We start from the raw sequence: 14,509 nt of genomic DNA, 5'->3' as shown, positions 1-14,509 counted from the left end.
TCAGTAAAAAACGATAATCCTGCAAAAATAGCGATTTTTACTGGGAATTCAGGCCGTTGAACTGTTAAAAAAACTTAAAGAATGGATGAATAATTCTACCCATTGGCATTTGGATTCCTCCGGAATGACAAAGAGAATGCGAAGTCTATTGATGCATTCTGTTATCCCGAAGGTATCTAACTAGAATCGTTAAAAGTTTTGGCTAAAGCCAATAGAATTTTGGTTATCGTTTTTAAACGGGCTAAAGACCGTTTCTATTGAATTATTAAAACAACCTACTGAGGACTCTGAAACGGTAATCGAAGATATGTTCCAGTTTTTTTCTGATGAAAACGCGATGTGCAATTTCGCCTAAAAATCCCATTGGAAGTTCATAATCTATCGTATCTCTCATCAGAACACCTTCTTCGTTGGGAATAAATTCATGATGATGATTCCACAATTTGTACGGGCCTTTTTTCTGGAAATCGATGAAACTTTTCTGAAAGTCAACGTGGATAATCTCAGTCTGCCATTTCATTTTAATTCCGAATAAGGGAGAAACGTAATAATCGATGATCATTCCTTCATAAATTTCATCATCTTCCATTTCCGTCAATACAATAAAGCCCATGTCTTTCGGAGTAATTTCAGAAAGGTTATTGGCTGAAGAAAAGAATTTCCAGGCGGTTTCTATATCACAGTTGAGCTGCTGTTCACGGAAAAGCGTATGTTTCATAGGATGAAATCAATTTATATAATGATTATGAAACAAATGTATGACAAAGATTTAATTATAGATCCACATCAGTACAGGTTTTCCGGACTTCTGAATCATCGGATCAATTTCTTTCATTGCATTATTGGAAACGGTAGGACATCCCCAGCCTTCGGGTGAACCTTTGGGAAATACTTCAGTATCACTCATCATATTCCAGGAATGAAAGACAATAAATCTTTTTAACGCATTGCTGTTGGTTTCTTCAAGGCCGTGCATCAGGTATTTTATATTGATTCCCCAGTCACTATACCCTCTTCCTTCCAATTTATATTTTCCCAGAGATGAAAGGTGGCTTCCATCTTCGTTACTGAATCCCGGATTTGCTTTAGAATTATCTTTACTCCAGGAATTGGAGCCACAACCATGTCCTACGAGATATTCTTTTGATATCTTATTATTTTTAAAATCCCAAACAAAAAAACGCTTAATTCCGGAATGAAGGCTCATATCAATCAGAATACAAAAGTCACGGTTAAGATTCTTTGAAGTACAGAACTTCAAGGCTTCTTCCGCTTTTATTTTCAGCTTGGAAAGCTCTACTTCAGGTTTCTTTTCTGCAACGATGGCAGGCTCAATGATGTTTCTTATATTGTCTTTTTTCTCCTGAGAGCAGGAACAAATCCAAAAAACGATAAACAAAAGGCCTATTTTCTTCATTCTTATTTATAGTGCTGAAAAATTCCGAAATCAGTAGGAGTCCAAAGTGCAGCTTTTTGTCCGGCAGCTTTTAAAGCATTATTTGACCATGTATTGCAAGTGTAAAGAAAGCTGTAGGTTCCTTTAGCATCGTAAAAGGCATCATTATCACTGTATACAGCATTTGTAGGGATCAGCATAAAGTTTCCGTTTTGGTCTCTGTCAAATTTATCTTCTACAAATTTTACTAAATTCTGATACTGGTTTCTGCTGATCATGATCATTTTACAGTCATCACCTTCTTTCATCGTATTATAATAAGTACAGTGCATGGCAGAATCGCTTAGCCAGAATGCAGCTTTCACGGCTGTTGAAAATTTCAGGTCAGCCCACGTCGGAGTATCAAGATAAAAACCTTTGTCGCCCCATCCTATTCCGATATATTGATAATCTGTCTTTTTGGATTTTATATTGGCAAATGGAATTTTCTGACTCCAGTCCTGCAAATCGTTTTTCACGGGCATTACGATGTCGGTATGTACTCCGTTGGTATAAATATAGATTGGAATTTCTTTCTTCTCTCCATCATCTTTAGCCGAAACCGGAATATAGGGAATAAGAAGCCCCAGGATTACATAAATAACTACAATTCCCAAAATAATTCCTATCACTTTCAGGAGATACAATAATATCGTTTTCACAGTCATGTTTTAATAAAATTTAATCTATAATTTTCCGTAAAAGTATTTGTTTTAATCGAAAAAAAGGCTATATTTAGTTACGAAATATTCACAAATATGCGTAAAAATATCAAATCCCAAAAAAGATTTAAAGTAAGAGTAAAAACAGCTCCTAAAAGAGTACAAAAAAAACGTTGATTTTCGGTGAGATTCTGATCTCCTGAGAATCAATTTTTCTTTATAGGAAAAGTTTTTCAAGAAATTTACTGTTGTAAATCTTTACTTCCTTAAAGCATAAAATTTAAGGAATGGTCGACTATCAGCTCTGGTTTGGAACTTCAAAAAATTCCAAAGGGGGAATTGTCACCGAAAGTTCAGGGAAAAATCAATCAGAAGACCTTTGCAGAAACTCAATATTTCTCTTCAGCCCTGCAAATTTGGTACGTTTTACGGGAGATTTTCTGAAGATCTCAGAGAAAATTTCCTGGGTAAGTTCTTTCCATTCTCCTTTTTTGAAGTTCTTCAAACTTTCATTGGGCTTGAAACGGCTTTGTTTATTGGGTGCTGAGAAACGGTTCCAGGGACATACGTCCTGGCAGATATCACAACCGAACATCCAGTCTTCCATTTTATCTTTAAAATAATCCGGAATCTCTTCTTTCAGTTCTATGGTTGCATAAGAAATACAACGACTCCCGTCAATAATTTTTTCAGAAACAATAGCATCTGTAGGACAGGCATCAATACATTTCCTGCATGTTCCGCAATGATCTGTAGTCGCATGATCCGGTATGAGCTCAAGGTCACAGATAATTTCGGCAAGAAAATAAAAAGATCCATTTTGTCTGGTAATCAGGTTGGCATTTTTTCCTACCCAGCCCAGCCCGGATTTCCGGGCCCAGCTTCTTTCCATAACCGGTGCAGAGTCTACAAAAACACGAAATCCAAATTCTCCTATTTCTTCCTGTAGCTCAGCTACCATCTCACGGAGTATCTCTTTGATTACTTCATGGTAATCTTCTGCATAGGCATATTTTGAGATCTTATAATTCTCTAATATTGAAATTTTTTCTTCGGGAAAGTAATTATAAGAAAGTGAAATAACAGACTTGGAGCCCTCCACCAAAAGCCTGGGATCAAGTCTTTTGTCAAAATGATTTTCCATGTACTTCATTTCGCCGTTATAATTATTCTTCAGCCATTTTTCAAGATGGGGAGCATCTTCCTCGAGAAAATCTGTTTTGGAAATGCCACAACTCTGGAACCCAAAACTTTTTGCCTTGGATTTTATCAGTTGAGAATATTTTTCAGCGCCGGCATTCATAAATTTCACAATGCAAAATTAAGATTATTTTATCAATCTTCTGATTCAGTTATCAATCTCTTCTTCACCCTCCATACTATTGGGTTTCCGAAAATTTATGTTTTAATTAGGATTTTTTTCAAAAAAAAATTGCGTAATTTCGTTTCTAATTTAATGTTTAAAACAAACAACTATGTCTTTAATAGAAGTAATACAATCCGGAAACTATGAATTGATCGACGTTCGTGAGCCAATGGAGCTTGAAATGGACGGTAATATAGATGGTGCTAAGAATATTCCTTTAGGTGAGGTGGAAGATAGACAAGACGAAATTCTTTCTGTTGAAAAACCTGTCATCTTATTCTGCAGAAGTGGAAACAGAAGCGGAAAAGCATTGGAGTATCTTACCTCTCAAGGATTAAAGGACGGTTATAATGGCGGCGGCTGGGCTGATCTGAAGGCTGTTCTGGAAGCAAATCAGGGAACTTTTTAAAAGTTCCTTTTTTTTATCTCTTTATTTCTATGCATCTGAAAAATCAATTTGAACAGCTTTGTTCTCCTTTTACAAAAGATCAGCAGTTAATGAATAATCTGTGGAACGAGATTGTAACCAGATATTCTGAAAAAGGCAGGCATTATCACAATCTTCTTCATCTTGAAAACATGTTTCGGGAACTTGAAGAGGTGAAAGTGAACCTCTCTGATTTTACAGTGATTTCCTTTTCAGTATTTTATCATGACATTATTTATGATGCAACTTCCAAGTCCAACGAGGAGAAAAGTGCCGTTACTGCTGAAAAAAGGCTTGCTGAACTTCATGTCAATAAAGACAAAATTTCAATAATTTATGAGCAGATTCTTGCCACAAAAGCTCATCAACGATCTGATCATGGGGACACCAATTATCTTTTAGATGCTGACCTTTCTGTATTGGGTAAAGATTTTAAAACCTATTTAGAATACACTCAGAATATAAGGAAAGAATATTCTATTTACCCTGATTTCCTTTATAAGCCGGGACGAAAAAAAGTACTCAATCATTTTCTGGAACTTGAAAGCATCTTTAAAACAGATTATTTTAAAGATAAATATGAGGCTCAGGCAAAGGAAAATATTGCGGCTGAACTTCGGTTGCTGTAATGAAAAGTTCTATTTTACTGATTTTAGCAGGCTAATTTCAATTATATTATTGTCCTTTTTTACTCTTTCTTTAGTCTGCTGTTCTACTTCCCGAACAACTTCTGCTCCTGTACGCAAACGTCCTGAACCATCCTGCTGATCAGGTATTTTACCTTCTATATAAAGCTGTTTTATTGCAGCAGCAGGATCTTTTCTGTATTTGATAAAGGACTCTTCAAATTTTTGTTGAGTTAAAGCCAACTCGTTAGCTCTGGAATTTAAATTAGGAAACGGTATTTCTTTTGGTAAGTTTTTAATTCCAATCAGCTCATAGATGTGATTCTTCGTAGCATCTTCTATCTTTACAATCAGCCCTGGTAGTCCGGAAAATTTGTAAGGACCATCCTGTATTGGTATATCTGTGGTAAACCAGGCTGTCCATTTTCTCCCTCCAAAATCTGTAGTTGCTTTCTGAGCACTGTATTCTCCAATCTTTTGCTTTTCAGATTCTATTTTCCAGGTGATTTTTCTATTATCCTCAACCTTTATTTTCCCTAAGCCATAATCATTCGTCAGAAAGAAGGTTTTGCCATTCATTTTCTCCACTCTGTATAAGATGGTAGCATTTGGAATATAAAAGTTCTTTTTTTCGGCTTCTGCAATTGAAGTAGAATCTTCAGTAAACTTCATGCGGCTATAAAACAAAGATCTGTTGTTGGCTGTATCCAAAAACATAAGGTCTTTAATAGTTTCTGTATTGGTAGAATCCGGAATGTAGGTGTATTGATACATAAACCTCTTATTCTGTCCCAAGACAACCTGAGTAAAAAGAAGAAGAAAAAACACAAGATATTTCATAAACCGTATTTTGATTTGGTGAAGATCAATATACATTTAAATTACTAAATATTAATAATTTACATAAAAAAAATAAATACGCCTATAAAAAACGTATTTATCCATATTTTATATTAAAAATAATTTTTTACAAATTCTGTGGTCTTTTTCAGTACCACCTCAGGAACTTCTTTATGTGGAGTATGTCCGATACCGGGAATAATATATTTCTCAGCACTTCCACTCACCTGCGAAATTGTTTTTTCAACCTGATCCAGCGTACCATATTCATCAGTTTCTCCTTGAATAAATAGTAATGGAGCTGTGATATCTTTCAGCAGATATTCAATATTCCAGGTTTTGTAGTCTTCACGTGTCCAGGTTTCCGTCCATGCTCTGAAAAGCATTTCTACTTTATCACCGTGATACTTTTGTAAACGTTCAGGAAGGTTTGTTGTTTTGTAGGCTTCCCATGCATCGTAAACTCCTTTTAAAGTTACATCTTCCACAAAAATATGACCCGCTTCACAAATAACTGCTTTCACTTTTTCCGGATATTTTGCAGCGGTGATTAAAGCGATTGTTCCTCCATCACTGTGTCCAAACAGAATGGCATTATCAATATTCATTTCAATCAATAAATCATTCAACAGATCTGCTTCCAGTTCCATATAATTTACCGGTCTTTCATGAGTAGACATTGGATATGATTTTCCATAACCTAAACGGTCATAGGCAAGGATATTGCATTCCGCAGTATCAGATAATTTGACTGGAAAGTCTCTCCAAAGCTGTACTGAACCTAATGAATCATGCAGAAAAACAATAGTAGGTCTGTCTTCAAACGGATTATGGTGTTCTATATATAATTTTTTACCCTTTACATCAACTATTCTTCCTTCCATTGAGTACAATTATATTTAAAAAGTAGGCATTTTCGTCTCTTCAAACTCCTTTAAAAGTTGATTGAACACTGCTTCCACCGGAAGAACTTTATCAATCAGGGCAGAAACCTGGCCTATTTCCAGTTCTCCATCTTCCATATCTCCTTCAAACATTCCACGTTTTGCTCTGGCTCTTCCCAATGAAGTGTTCAAAGCTTCTTTATTTCTTCCGTTCTGGTAGATATCTTCCAGTTCATTGAAGAATTTATTTTTAACCATCCTTACAGGTGCCAATTCTTTCAGGGTAAGATGGGTATCTCCCTCCTGTAATTCTGTGATTTTCTTTTTCCAGTTTTCATGGGCACTTGCTTCTGTAGTGGCAGCAAAACGGGACCCGATTTGTACACCGTCTGCACCAAGAATCATAGCCGCTTTTATCTGTGAACCTAAAGCAATTCCTCCTGCAGCAATTAACGGCTTAGAAATATGTTTCTTTACATTCGGAATAAGACAGAAAGTAGTTGTTTCATCTCTTCCGTTGTGTCCTCCTGCTTCGAAACCTTCCGCTACGATAGCATCTACTCCTGCATCCTCACATTTTATAGCAAATTTGGTAGAAGAAACTACGTGAGCGACTGTTATTCCTTCTTTCTTAAGGGTTTCTGTATAGGTTTTGGGGTTACCTGCAGAGGTAAATACAATCTTTACACCTTCTTCCAGAATGATTTGAATAATCTCTTCAAGATTAGGATACAGCATCGGTACATTCACTCCAAAAGGCTTATCTGTAGCCTGTTTGCATTTTTGGATGTTTTCTCTTAGAATGTCAGGGTACATACTTCCAGCCCCGATTATCCCTAAACCACCACAGTTGGAAACCGCAGAAGCCAGTCTCCATCCTGAATGCCAGATCATACCTGCCTGGATAATTGGATATTTAATATTGAAAAGATGTGAAATTCTATTTTGTGCAGCCTCCATATCATGAAGCTTTTTTGCAGCGTTGAAATCTATAAAATTGCTCATATGTAAAAATACTAAAAACAACGATTATCAGAACCTTCTATTGTCTAAAAATATATAGAAAAACCTAATATCATTATTTTTTATATTGCTTCAAAACATTGTCAATAATAGGGCTTATTTTCAAAAACCGTTGAGCCAGTTCCTGTATATCTTTTTCGATATGATCTTCTTTTAGCGCCACCCAGCCTTCCATTAATGTTAATGGGCCATAATTTACACTCACATTAGGCCATTCCTTCTGGTATTTTAAAAATTCATTCCTAAAATCCTGGGCAAAATTTCTGCTGGTTATTGTATAGCCTTTCAACCTTCTTAGCTTCAGAGCATGGATATTGTAATATATTTTCCTTTCACTGATAGTCTTATCGTTGATCCAAACTGAAAAGAAAATGCGTCCCTCAGCATCTAAAGGCGACTGAGGATTTCCAGACCATTCCGGATTATAAACCTTAAGTGCAACAGATTCCAAAACGATCTCTACAGACAATTTCAATCCGTTATTGCTAAGTATTTTCTCAGGAATTTCGGTGGCTGCCGAATGAAATTTTTTAAGGTAAAAAGTAGAGTCCATACTCTTAATTTTTGTAAATATATTAAATACTTCCTTCAGATAATAAGTTTTAGCCGATACCGTATTTTTTGAAGTCCTAAATATATCAATAAAAAAAGCCTTCAGAAGTTCTGAAGGCTTTTTTATTATTTTTTCATGGATTGTTTCTTCCAGTTCGACTTAAAGTTACAGCTATCGTAACGTCCGTCAATTGAAATAAAAGTTGTCGGTAACTTAGAGTTAACAAACTTTTCAACCATTTCATTTTTCTTTTTATTCAGCGCCATCTGCTTGATTCTGCTGAAGTCTGTTTCCAGAGTAATCTGGTGAGAAGGAATTACATCATCAATTTTGATGATCTTGATCTGCTTTCTCTTGTTTTCTTCATCTTCAAAAGCAGTGGTAATATCTCCTTTGTTCAAACCTGCTAATTCGTAACTGATTGTTCCCGGGATACTTTCTCTTTCGATTTTATCAGAACCATCAGCACCAGGAATAATCCCTGCATTGAATTTTGTTCTTTTATCATCTGAAAATTTAAAAGCAGCATCTTTAAATGTAATCTTACCATTCGCAATAAGACCTCTGATACTGTCTAATTTCGCTTTTGCTGTTTTGATCTCATCATCAGTAGGGGTTGCTTTTAGTAAGATATGTCTTGCATCATATACTTTACCTGATCTTTTCAACAACTGGATAATATGGAATCCGAATTCAGATTCAATAGGATCTGAAATTTCATTTTCCTGAAGGTTTAACGCTGCAGCTTCGAATGGCTTAACCATCTGCCCTTTGTTAATGTTTTTATACAAACCTCCATTAGCTGCCGATCCTTCATCTTCAGAATAGATTCTCGCCTGGCTTTCAAAAGTTTCACCTCCAGCAATATCCTGCTTGATCTTTTTCAATCTGTTGATAAGGTCCTGCTTATGAGCTTCCGTTAATGTAGGATAGATCATAATCTGAGCCAAAGTAACTTCATCTTTTATCTGTGGCAACTGTGTTTTATACATATTGTAGAAGTCAGTTACCTCATTGGGTGTTACGTCAGCTTTATCAGTAACTCTCTGGTATTTTGCCTGTCCATAATACTGGTCTGTGTCTATCTTTTCGATAGCGTTCTTCATTTCATAACCATTTCTGAACTTATAAGCGGCAAGCAATGTTTTTTCATCCGGAAATTGAGAAAGCAACTGACGGTATTTTGCATTAGCCTGTTCTTTGATTGCTGCAGAACGGTTTTCAATTAAGGTATCTTTTTTTGCTTCATATACAAGAAGCTTATTGCTGATAAGGTTTTCCAGGAACTCACATTTGTCTGTGTTTGAAGCCCCCTGCTGTTTACCATAATTCATCTGCTCGTTCACATCAGATTCCAAAACAATCTCATCCCCGATAACAGCGGCAATACCATCCACCAAATCTCCTTGTTTTAGCTGGGCATGCATCATGCTTGAAGAGAATATCATGATGAAAATCCCAAGAAGAAAAGTGATTTTTAGTTTATTTGTCATTTTACTATTTTAACAAGTTGCAAATTTAGAATTCTTAACGAATTTCACTCAATTTTTTATTATAAATATTTCTTAAAAAGACTTATTTACTGCAGTTCGATATCAAATGTCGTCAATTCTTTGAATTGTCTCAATCTGCTGAACATATCCGCCTCGCTTACTTCTTCTATTCTTTCTGTTCCGAATTTCTCTACCGTGAATGAAGCCATTGCAGATCCTACGATAAGAGCAGACTTCATGGTTTCGAAATCAATTTTCTCTTTTTTAGCAAGATAAGCTGCAAAACCTCCTGCAAATGTATCTCCAGCTCCAGTCGGGTCGAAAACATCTTCCAATGGAAGCGCCGGAATAGCAAATACTTTATTGTCATGGAAAAGTAACGCTCCGTGCTCTCCTTTTTTGATGATCACATATTCAGGTCCCATTGTGTGGATCTTTTTAGCAGCTTTTACTAAAGAATACTCTCCTGAAAGCTGTCTTGCTTCTTCATCATTGATGGTAATTACGTCTGTTTTCGCAATCATATCCATTAAGATATCCCATGCAGAATCCATCCAGAAGTTCATCGTATCAAGGATCACAAGCTTAGGACGGTTGTTCATTTTTTCAAGTACTGATAACTGAACTCCAGGGTGTAGGTTTCCAAGTAACAAAATTTCGGCATCCTGCATTGAATCCGGGATTTTTGGATCAAAATTCTCCAACACGTTTACTTCTGTAACCAAAGTATCTCTTGTGTTCAGATCATTATGGTATTTTCCAGACCAGAAGAATGTTTTTCCTTCTTTTACGATTTCAATTCCTTCGATGTTTACATCTCTGTCTGTGAACATATCAAGATGTTCTTGTGGAAAGTCTCCTCCTACTACAGAAACAATTCCGGATTTAACGCCTAAAATTGATGAAGTGATTCCGATATAAGTGGCTGCACCTCCTAAAATTTTGTCCGTTTTACCAAATGGTGTTTCAATTGCATCAAATGCAACACTTCCTACAACTAAAAGTTTCATATATTTTTCAATGTATATTAAAAGTAATTATTTTTTCCATTCAAAAGAGTCCAGCAGGTGCTTCATATCATTTTTGATATAGTTCACTGCAGGAGCAAGAGAGTCCGGTTTCGGTCTCGTATTAAAGTATAAGTAAGCAGTAACGAAGTGTTTCGTACTGTCTGTAATGTAAAACTGAAGATTGGAAGCACTCTGCCCTTTCAGCTCATAGAAGTTCCCGTATACTTTCTTTTCAGGGTATTCGAAGGATTTTGTGTCTATAGAACTGGCTTTGATGGTATGCTCATATACCATTTTTTCAGCTTCCTTGATATGATCTGCAAAGTCATTCTGTATCGGGTAATAGGTAACGAAAAGCTTGGCCTTCATTTTAGGATAATTCAAATAGAACCAGCAAGGTTTTTTTGCGGGTGCAATAGAAGCAAACTCCGAATATTCAAAGATATAGGCACAGTCGTTTTCAAACTTTTGATATTTCGGTGCCGGATACTCAAGACGCAGTTCTCCATAAGGTTTCGGAGTAGTGTCTTTTCCGCATGAAATTAAAAGCAGTGATACAAAAATAAAAATGACTTTTTTAATCATTTTGCAAAAGTACAAATTAGATTTCAGATTTCGGAAGACAAATTTCAGTCTTTCAGAGAGTTTTGAATGTAATTTTCCAAAGGCTTCGGAAACGATTTTTCATGAGAACCCTCAACATCGGTAATCAGGTATTGATTTTCAGCGATAAAATCATTCCATATCTTCTCAGAAATAACCTCAACATTAAATATTTCAATGCTTAAATTCTTATGAGTCAGCTTATGGGCAATCGTTTTTGAACCTGTAATGAATGTTTCCATATTCGAAGAAATGGCATCAGGAAATTCAAATAATTTTTTCCAGATGAAGTCTTCTTTTCTCTGGCGGATCAGAAATTGTCCATTTCTGTGGACAAAATAATAGGTCAGAGCGAGGTCTTCAGCTTTTACTTTTTTCGTTTTTACTGGGTAATCTGAAATTTTCTGTATAGAAAATGCCAGGCAGTCTTCATTGATTGGACATTCTCCACAAAGTGGATTTTTAGGCTTGCAAATCTCTGAGCCTATATCCATCATCGCCTGATTAAAATCTCCGACATTTTCCGGCATCACCAAAGCGGCCAGCTCAGAAAAGTAAGTAAATGCTTTTGAATTCGAAATATCAAAATCATCGGCAAAAAGACGGCTTAAAACACGGTAGAAATTCCCGTCAACAGCAGGCATTCTCCCCCCGAAACAGATACTTGAAACGGCTGCAGCGGTATATTTCCCGACTCCTTTTAATTTTAGAATTTCTTCGTACTGATCTGGAAATATTCCATGATAGTCATTCATGATCTGCTGGGCAGCTTTATGAATATTGATGGCTCTGGAATAGTACCCCAATCCTTTCCAATACAGCAAAACTTCATTTTCTTCTGCTTCTGCCAATGTTTTTACATCCGGAAATCTTTTAATGAAATTATTATAATGATTCAATCCCTGATTGATCCTTGTCTGCTGAAATACAATTTCACAGATCCAGATCTTATACGGATCTTTTGTCTGTCTGAAAGGCAGGTCTCTTGCATTATTTTTATACCATTCAAGGATTTTACTGCCAATATGCAGAAAATCTGAACTTCGGTTATCCTTCTCCAAAAAATTTTGTTTTTGCTTTTTAATTGCTTTTTGAACCGTTTCCGTAAACGTTCACTTTATATAGCACTTGCAAAGATAAAATTTATTTACCAGCTTTCACAGAATATACGGGAGCAGCCTTTAACCATTGATATTTCAGGTTTCTGTCTTTGGCTATAAAACGGTATCCTTCCAGTTTTTTCAGGTAAACATATATAGAATCAGTATTTTTTATCTTCAATTTATAAGGAGATAAAAACATGAATGGAGTATCTACAGTAGAGTCTCTTACCGTTTTTAATACTTTTCCTGACTTTACTTTATAAAGAAAGAATGATTTTCCACGGCCTTTGGAGCTGTCTGCCAGTTTTACGGTTGAACTTGCAATAACCAGTTCACTGCCATCAAAGCATTCAGATTCATTCATGATGTATGCCTTTCCCTCCTGACGTTCGTCTGCAAAAAGGTCATTTTCATAATGTCCGGGACTTTGGTATTTTTTTTCACAGCTTATCAAAAGTGTCATCACTATGGCTGGTAAACCAATGATAAGTTTTTTATTCATATTAAATTAGGTGTTGGTTGAAAAAAAACCGATGTAAAATTGCATCGGTTTTTGTTATTTAAGGTAAGTTTATTTTACTCCTGAGCATATTCTGCATCCCATTCGTTACCATCATCTCCTTTGTGTCCGTCCAATTTAATAACGAAACTTTTTGTAGGGAAATAAGGGGTCATACGAATATCAAGCCATACTCTGTCTTTGTTTACTCTATCCTGCTCGAAACGAACAATTTTGAATTTTTCGATCAATTTGTCCGGTCCTTTGATATTGTCAAGGAACGTTACGATCTGTCTTCTCAAATCGTCTTCGTTTTTAGCATTCCAGTTTTCGAAAGCTCTTCTGTTCAGGAAGTCCAGTAATACTTTGGTTACATAGTCGAATACACGAACTACGGAATACGTCTGAAGACCGATATTGTCTCCTGTAAATAATGTCTTCGCAGAGAAGGCCATAATTTTTCCGTACTCGTTGACCATTGGTACCAGACCCATTTTTTCCAACTGAGAAATTTCACTTTTCTTCAATTCGAATTTTACAGCGTCTACTTCGTTGATATTTCCATGTTTTTTACCTGCTGCTACCTGAGACATCAGGGTTTTGTGAATTTTTCCTGCTAATGAAGTGGAAGGTGGAAGTTCTACATTTTCTTCTTCTCCTACTTCTTCAGCTTTACCACGTCCTACCAGCCAGTTACACGTCATAATAACATTACTTCTGTGAAGTTCACCACCTGTAAGGTTTGCAGAGTGGAATAAGTCTACCACGTCATCCGGCTTATCAAGATTGGCGAAGTCTGTAACCATCATTACTTTGTTTTCGTTACAGATTTTTGCCCATTTCTCGATGACTTTATTGGATCCTAAATATCCTGGTATTGCAAGGATTGAGTAGTTATCTCTAAGGTCAAGACGGTCGTAGTAATTTTTGAATTCTTCTGAGATGGCATCGATGAACAAAGGGTTATCCAGGTCGGAAACCTGTTCAAGGCTTGCATTTACGATGCTTACGTTATCCACTTTATCCAATTCTGTATTTTTATAGAATTGCGCTACTGTTCTGTAGTTGGTTTCCAACATACGAACGGCATCCAGTGTACTTTTTAAGTTTGTTTTTAAGTTCTGATCGGCTTGTTGTGCTTTGGTTTTGCACGTTTCAGCCATTTTATCTGCTGATTCACTACCTTCTAAAAGGCTTACCCAAAGATTGATCTTCTGAAGAAGTTCTTTTCTTTCGTCTGCTTTATTGCTGTCATTCAGGAAGATTTCTTTTCTTGCCTTTCTTGTTGGGTTCATATTGGCAATACCGTCTACGACGGATTCAACAAAGCCAAATCCTCCCATTTTATTGAGTTCTGCAAGCGGGTTGCCTTTCGGCTGTCCTGCATGTTGCTGCTGCCCCTGCTGCTGACTTTCTTGTGCCTGTAATTTGCTATCCATGATTTAATGTAAGTCTTTAGTTATTTTTCAAGTTCTTGTCCCACTTCTTTCAATACTTCTATGAACGCCGCTCTTGTCTGATCGTTCTCCAGCATATTGCGTAGAATTTTGTTTGTTTTCAGCTGACGTACTATTTTATTGTACTGCTCCTGCTCTACACTCAGCAGCTGCAGGTAATCTGACTTCTGAGTAAGGCTTTTAGGGGTAAAGTCTCCAAGGTTTTGAAATCGGAATTCTTCTTCTACCATTCCCCCGTCTTCCGTTTCGTGTTGTACCGATACTGAAGGCTGGAAATGTTTGAAAACGTCTTCCACTGTTTTTAATCCTGTTACGATTTCAGGAGTATAAGACTCGTCTGTTGTAAGCTGGCTTACTATCAGTGACTTATTTTCCTGAATTTCCTGAATAGCTTCATTAGCGTCTACTTTTACTTCGTTTCCGCCAACACCATAATTAAACATTGCCATATTATTGTTATTTTGAGATTTATTAATTTGGTTTGGGTCTGTCTTTGAGTAATTTACAGATGAATCAAATAAATTACCA

At 36.3% G+C, this 14,509-nt stretch carries 17 protein-coding genes; 2 read left to right on the top strand and 15 right to left on the bottom strand.

The window, feature by feature from the left end; all coding sequences use genetic code 11:
• Nucleotides 1-265 precede the first annotated feature (265 nt).
• The 4 genes from C1634_RS17050 to queG all read right to left on the bottom strand — a co-directional run bounded on the left by C1634_RS17050 (nt 266) and on the right by queG (nt 3,400).
• Nucleotides 266-718: an SRPBCC family protein gene (locus C1634_RS17050; RefSeq protein ID WP_103232113.1), complete on the bottom strand. Its 453-nt coding sequence runs from the start codon at nt 716-718 to the stop codon at nt 266-268.
• 51 nt (nt 719-769) lie between these two features.
• Complete coding sequence (locus C1634_RS17045) at nt 770-1,417, bottom strand: murein L,D-transpeptidase catalytic domain-containing protein (RefSeq protein ID WP_103232114.1); 648 nt, start codon at nt 1,415-1,417, stop codon at nt 770-772.
• 2 nt (nt 1,418-1,419) lie between these two features.
• Complete coding sequence (locus C1634_RS17040) at nt 1,420-2,103, bottom strand: TIGR02117 family protein (RefSeq protein ID WP_109738808.1); 684 nt, start codon at nt 2,101-2,103, stop codon at nt 1,420-1,422.
• Between the two features lie 358 nt (nt 2,104-2,461).
• A complete protein-coding gene (queG, locus tag C1634_RS17035) occupies nt 2,462-3,400 on the bottom strand; it encodes a tRNA epoxyqueuosine(34) reductase QueG (protein ID WP_109738807.1) in 939 nt (312 codons plus the stop codon).
• 172 nt (nt 3,401-3,572) lie between these two features.
• On the opposite strand from queG, the gene C1634_RS17030 reads away from it, so the two are divergent.
• Nucleotides 3,573-3,872, top strand: a complete 300-nt coding sequence (locus tag C1634_RS17030) for a rhodanese-like domain-containing protein (protein WP_103232116.1) — start codon at nt 3,573-3,575, stop codon at nt 3,870-3,872.
• 89 nt (nt 3,873-3,961) lie between these two features.
• Nucleotides 3,962-4,519, top strand: a complete 558-nt coding sequence (locus C1634_RS17025) for an HD domain-containing protein (protein ID WP_228410098.1) — start codon at nt 3,962-3,964, stop codon at nt 4,517-4,519.
• Between the two features lie 9 nt (nt 4,520-4,528).
• Here C1634_RS17025 and C1634_RS17020 read toward each other — a convergent pair whose 3' ends face one another.
• From C1634_RS17020 to C1634_RS16970, 11 genes are all read right to left on the bottom strand, one after another.
• Nucleotides 4,529-5,356 carry a GLPGLI family protein gene (locus tag C1634_RS17020; RefSeq protein ID WP_165835348.1) on the bottom strand — a complete coding sequence of 276 codons (828 nt, stop codon included), beginning with the start codon at nt 5,354-5,356 and terminating at the stop codon, nt 4,529-4,531.
• A 113-nt stretch (nt 5,357-5,469) separates the two neighbouring features.
• Complete coding sequence (locus C1634_RS17015; RefSeq protein ID WP_103232118.1) at nt 5,470-6,240, bottom strand: alpha/beta fold hydrolase; 771 nt, start codon at nt 6,238-6,240, stop codon at nt 5,470-5,472.
• A 15-nt stretch (nt 6,241-6,255) separates the two neighbouring features.
• Complete coding sequence (locus tag C1634_RS17010; protein ID WP_394337102.1) at nt 6,256-7,245, bottom strand: NAD(P)H-dependent flavin oxidoreductase; 990 nt, start codon at nt 7,243-7,245, stop codon at nt 6,256-6,258.
• 73 nt (nt 7,246-7,318) lie between these two features.
• Nucleotides 7,319-7,816, bottom strand: a complete 498-nt coding sequence (locus C1634_RS17005; RefSeq protein ID WP_109738805.1) for a hypothetical protein — start codon at nt 7,814-7,816, stop codon at nt 7,319-7,321.
• 125 nt (nt 7,817-7,941) lie between these two features.
• Nucleotides 7,942-9,309: a peptidylprolyl isomerase gene (locus C1634_RS17000; protein ID WP_109738804.1), complete on the bottom strand. Its 1,368-nt coding sequence runs from the start codon at nt 9,307-9,309 to the stop codon at nt 7,942-7,944.
• 86 nt (nt 9,310-9,395) lie between these two features.
• Complete coding sequence (locus C1634_RS16995; protein ID WP_103235604.1) at nt 9,396-10,319, bottom strand: PfkB family carbohydrate kinase; 924 nt, start codon at nt 10,317-10,319, stop codon at nt 9,396-9,398.
• A gap of 27 nt (nt 10,320-10,346) precedes the next feature.
• Entirely contained in the window at nt 10,347-10,904 is a 558-nt protein-coding gene (gene gldD / locus C1634_RS16990; protein WP_109738803.1) for a gliding motility lipoprotein GldD, read from the bottom strand.
• Nucleotides 10,905-10,948: 44 nt separating this feature from the next.
• A complete protein-coding gene (gene mutY / locus C1634_RS16985) occupies nt 10,949-11,983 on the bottom strand; it encodes an A/G-specific adenine glycosylase (protein ID WP_109738802.1) in 1,035 nt (344 codons plus the stop codon).
• A gap of 82 nt (nt 11,984-12,065) precedes the next feature.
• Nucleotides 12,066-12,527, bottom strand: a complete 462-nt coding sequence (locus C1634_RS16980) for a hypothetical protein (RefSeq protein WP_103232790.1) — start codon at nt 12,525-12,527, stop codon at nt 12,066-12,068.
• Nucleotides 12,528-12,601: 74 nt separating this feature from the next.
• Nucleotides 12,602-13,963: a DUF5458 family protein gene (locus tag C1634_RS16975; protein ID WP_103232791.1), complete on the bottom strand. Its 1,362-nt coding sequence runs from the start codon at nt 13,961-13,963 to the stop codon at nt 12,602-12,604.
• Between the two features lie 20 nt (nt 13,964-13,983).
• A complete protein-coding gene (locus C1634_RS16970; RefSeq protein WP_165835346.1) occupies nt 13,984-14,430 on the bottom strand; it encodes a type VI secretion system contractile sheath small subunit in 447 nt (148 codons plus the stop codon).
• Nucleotides 14,431-14,509: the final 79 nt, after the last annotated feature.

Origin of the sequence: Chryseobacterium viscerum (genome assembly GCF_002899945.2) — a bacterium.
Lineage (GTDB): Bacteria > Bacteroidota > Bacteroidia > Flavobacteriales > Weeksellaceae > Chryseobacterium > Chryseobacterium viscerum.
The sequence above is the reverse complement of the archived record's forward strand: the minus strand, read 5'-3'. Positions and strand labels throughout refer to the sequence as shown.

What these genes read in the sequence shown, in the direction of transcription:
- C1634_RS17050 (WP_103232113.1), bottom strand. Translation starts at nt 718, where the DNA reads ATGAAACATACGCTTTTCCGTGAACAGCAGCTCAACTGTGATATAGAA.
- C1634_RS17045 (WP_103232114.1), bottom strand. Translation starts at nt 1,417, where the DNA reads ATGAAGAAAATAGGCCTTTTGTTTATCGTTTTTTGGATTTGTTCCTGC.
- C1634_RS17040 (WP_109738808.1), bottom strand. Translation starts at nt 2,103, where the DNA reads ATGACTGTGAAAACGATATTATTGTATCTCCTGAAAGTGATAGGAATT.
- queG (WP_109738807.1), bottom strand. Translation starts at nt 3,400, where the DNA reads ATGAATGCCGGCGCTGAAAAATATTCTCAACTGATAAAATCCAAGGCA.
- C1634_RS17030 (WP_103232116.1), top strand. Translation starts at nt 3,573, where the DNA reads ATGTCTTTAATAGAAGTAATACAATCCGGAAACTATGAATTGATCGAC.
- C1634_RS17025 (WP_228410098.1), top strand. Translation starts at nt 3,962, where the DNA reads ATGAATAATCTGTGGAACGAGATTGTAACCAGATATTCTGAAAAAGGC.
- C1634_RS17020 (WP_165835348.1), bottom strand. Translation starts at nt 5,356, where the DNA reads ATGAAATATCTTGTGTTTTTTCTTCTTCTTTTTACTCAGGTTGTCTTG.
- C1634_RS17015 (WP_103232118.1), bottom strand. Translation starts at nt 6,240, where the DNA reads ATGGAAGGAAGAATAGTTGATGTAAAGGGTAAAAAATTATATATAGAA.
- C1634_RS17010 (WP_394337102.1), bottom strand. Translation starts at nt 7,245, where the DNA reads ATGAGCAATTTTATAGATTTCAACGCTGCAAAAAAGCTTCATGATATG.
- C1634_RS17005 (WP_109738805.1), bottom strand. Translation starts at nt 7,816, where the DNA reads ATGGACTCTACTTTTTACCTTAAAAAATTTCATTCGGCAGCCACCGAA.
- C1634_RS17000 (WP_109738804.1), bottom strand. Translation starts at nt 9,309, where the DNA reads ATGACAAATAAACTAAAAATCACTTTTCTTCTTGGGATTTTCATCATG.
- C1634_RS16995 (WP_103235604.1), bottom strand. Translation starts at nt 10,319, where the DNA reads ATGAAACTTTTAGTTGTAGGAAGTGTTGCATTTGATGCAATTGAAACA.
- gldD (WP_109738803.1), bottom strand. Translation starts at nt 10,904, where the DNA reads ATGATTAAAAAAGTCATTTTTATTTTTGTATCACTGCTTTTAATTTCA.
- C1634_RS16980 (WP_103232790.1), bottom strand. Translation starts at nt 12,527, where the DNA reads ATGAATAAAAAACTTATCATTGGTTTACCAGCCATAGTGATGACACTT.
- C1634_RS16975 (WP_103232791.1), bottom strand. Translation starts at nt 13,963, where the DNA reads ATGGATAGCAAATTACAGGCACAAGAAAGTCAGCAGCAGGGGCAGCAG.
- C1634_RS16970 (WP_165835346.1), bottom strand. Translation starts at nt 14,430, where the DNA reads ATGGCAATGTTTAATTATGGTGTTGGCGGAAACGAAGTAAAAGTAGAC.